Below are 2380 nucleotides of genomic sequence, written 5' to 3'. Positions count from 1 at the left end.
TGCGGAATGGGCTTGCTACGTCGACAATCTGACGCCGAGCGCCGTAAAGCTTACTGTCCCCTTCGGAGCGATCGAGAAGCTGCCGATGGTGCCGAAGCGCCAAGTGTCAACGGCACTTTGAATCTGACCCGGGTTTGCCGTTGTCGCCAACTTGAACCTGACCCACCCACGCCTTGCGGCAGCGTTGCCTTAGCTAAGGGAACGATGCCGCTCAGACCTTTTCTTCCCTCGCTGTTTTCGCCTTCGGCGCCACCGGTGCGGTCGCCAACAGGTTTGGCTGCGGCCGGGCCAGGATGCCGGCGCGGCGCTTGTCCTTGAGCCGGTAGCTCTCGCCCGTGATCTGCACGACCGTGGCGTGATGCAGGATGCGATCGAGCATGGCGGCGGTCAGCACGGCGTCGGCTGCAAACGCGTCATCCCAACTCCCGAACGCCAGGTTCGAAGTCAGCACAAGCGAGCCCTTTTCATAGCGCCGCGCCACAACCTGGAAGAACAGGTTGGCCTGCTCGCGCCCGAACGGCAGATAACCGATCTCGTCGATGATCAGCAGTTTCGGCGCCGCCACGATCCGGTGCATCACCTCCTTGATCCGCCCTTGCCGTTGCGCCGCTTCGAGCGTGATGATCAGATCGGCCGCCGTCGTGAAGCGCACCTTCCAGCCCCTGTGCGCGGCCAGCAGGCCGAAGGCGATCGCGAGATGGGTCTTGCCGGTGCCGCTGGGGCCCAACAGGACGATATTCTCCGCACGCTCGACGAAGCCGAGCGCCGCCAGCTCCTGGATTTGCTGGCGCGGTGCGCCGGTGGCGAAGGCGAAGTCGTAAGCCTCCAATGTTTTCAGCGCCGGGAAGCCCGCCATCCTCGTGAACATCTCGCGCGACCTGACGTGACGGGCGTCGCGTTCGGATCGCAGAATGTCTTCGAGGAAGTCGGCATAGCTGGCGTCTTTCCGCGTCGCCGCCGTCTGCGCGATCGGACCGTAGAGATCCGGCACCGCCAGAAGTCTAAGTTCGGTCGCCAGCGCTGTGATGCGTTCATGTTGAAGATTGGCGTGCTGGAGATTGCTCATGCCACAACCTCCGGCGAAACATCTACGGCGCCTTCCGTCCTACTCTCCGCAGGACAATTGGAAGGCGCAAACAATAAGTCATAGACCGATAGTGGATGCTGATACCCGATCACGGGTTTACGTTCCGGCACGGCCAGTGCCATACGCGCCGAGCGTCCACGATAGGCCGCCGGAAGGTCCTGCAGCTTGGTCTTTTCGATGATCAACCGTTCGGCCGGAACGTCCTCGGTCGTCGCATGCACGCGCGCATTCGCTACCTCGCGCAGCCAGCGCGCAACCGCTGCGTTGGCCGAATGCTTGTCGGGCAATACGCCGGCCTGCCGCTGCGTGGCAACGAATGGGACCCAGAAGCTCCGTTTCAGATAACCGATGAAGCGCTCCACCTTTCCCTTCGTCTGAGCACGATAGGGCTGACACAGACGCGGCAGCGCACCGGCGTGCTTGATGTAATCCAGGAAGCCCGGATGAAAGCGATGCGCGCCACGACCATAAGTGTTGCGCTCCAGAACGACCGTTTTCATGTTGTCGTAGAGCACTTCCTCAGGCACGCCGCCGAACGCCAAGAAGGCGCGTTCGTGGCACGCGATCAACGTCTCGACCTGCTCGTCGTCGCAGAACTCGACATAAGCCATCCGGCTCCAGCCGAGCGTGGCGATGAACACCTTCAGCTTGGCAGAGCCTGTCCCGACCGTCGCCCAGTCCGCCTGCATCTGGCGGCCCGGCTCGGTCTCAAAACGCACGACCGGTTCGGGTGGCGAGGCCGGCACCAGACCGCGCACGAACTGCTTCACGCGGGAATATCCGCCGTCGTAGCCTCGTTCCTGAATCTCGCGCAGCAGCACCGACGCCGGGATCGCATCCGGCGACGCTGCCGCCATCCGATCGATGATGTATGTCTTATAGGGATCGAGCTTCTCAGGCCGCTTGGGCCCCGGCTTCCGCGTCGCCGTCGTATCCCCGCCCCGCAGGTAACGGCGCACCGTATTCCGCGACAGCCCCGTCGATCGACTGAGGGAGCGGATGCTCTCGCCGTGCTTCTTCAAAATCGTCAATTCCATCTGTTCCTCCGCCTTCAGCATCGGCCCCTCCCCTCAGGAGGAACCACCTATCGCGGGCGGGGCAGATTCACATTGCCGCCTGGGTCAGTTTCCCACTGCCGGTGACACCAGGAACACGAGCAGGATCGAGATCGGGAAAATCAGCGCCGCGGAATTCCCGGCGAGGATCTCCTGGTAGGTCAGCTCCGTCCACTCGAAGGCAATACCCTTGGGCAGCGTCTCTGCGGCGATCCGCTCGACCGCCGCTTGAGCCTGG

General features: G+C 63.0%; 2 protein-coding genes and 1 pseudogene. All 3 read right to left on the bottom strand.

Annotated features, from left to right (window positions below):
• Positions 1–211 precede the first annotated feature (211 nt).
• On the bottom strand, positions 212–1066 hold the full coding sequence (gene istB, locus ACSLE4_RS13665; protein WP_435904987.1) for an IS21-like element helper ATPase IstB: 855 nt from the start codon (positions 1064–1066) through the stop codon (positions 212–214).
• Positions 1063–2145: an IS21 family transposase gene (gene istA / locus ACSLE4_RS13660; RefSeq protein WP_435904986.1), complete on the bottom strand. Its 1083-nt coding sequence runs from the start codon at positions 2143–2145 to the stop codon at positions 1063–1065. Before istA ends, istB begins: the two co-directional genes overlap by 4 nt.
• A gap of 75 nt (positions 2146–2220) precedes the next feature.
• Positions 2221–2380: pseudogene (locus tag ACSLE4_RS13655) on the bottom strand (efflux RND transporter permease subunit); the annotation flags it as partial.

The sequence above is a fragment of the Methyloceanibacter sp. genome, assembly GCF_051306395.1.
GTDB lineage: Bacteria > Pseudomonadota > Alphaproteobacteria > Rhizobiales > Methyloligellaceae > Methyloceanibacter.
This window is presented reverse-complemented; position numbering and strand designations above follow the sequence as displayed.